Origin of the sequence: Enterobacter sp. C6 (genome assembly GCF_008122455.1) — a bacterium.
In the GTDB taxonomy this organism is placed as follows: Bacteria; Pseudomonadota; Gammaproteobacteria; order Enterobacterales; family Enterobacteriaceae; genus Enterobacter; species Enterobacter pseudoroggenkampii.
In genome coordinates this window covers 1-450 of record NZ_QPFW01000008.1, presented here as the reverse complement: position 1 = coordinate 450, position 450 = coordinate 1, and the positions used below count along the sequence as shown (strand labels likewise).

Annotated in this window: 1 protein-coding gene; it reads right to left on the bottom strand. The window is 65.1% G+C overall.

The features are described 5' to 3' along the window. On the bottom strand, window positions 1-450 hold a 450-nt coding region (locus tag DOU50_RS00045; RefSeq protein WP_148768440.1), incomplete at both ends, for an efflux RND transporter periplasmic adaptor subunit.

Sequence of the window (450 nt, the reverse complement as noted above, 5' to 3'; positions counted from 1 at the left end):
CCGCCACGCTCGCCGACAGCCCCGCCACCAGTTCAACCCCCTCCGGCAACCTGTCGATATGAATGCGCACCGGTACGCGCTGTGCCAGCCGCACCCAGCTAAAGGTAGGCTCGACGTCGGGCAGACCCAGCCCGCCCGTCTCGTCGTTGCTGTCCCCAATCCCGTGTCCGATGCTCTCCACGTGCCCCGTGATGACCGGCTCGTATCCCATCAACACAACCTGCGCAGCATCCCCAACGCGAATATGGCGCAGCTTGGTCTCTTCAAAGTACCCCACCACCCAGAAGCTGTGGGCATCGACGATGGCGACCTTTGTCTCCCCCGCCGTCGCGTAGTCTCCGGGCCGCAGCCGCAGGTGCGTAACGTACCCCGAAACCGGCGCACGGACGGTGGCGTGCGCCAGATTAAGCTCAGCCAGTTCCAGCGCGACCAGCGCGCCGTGATAATTGG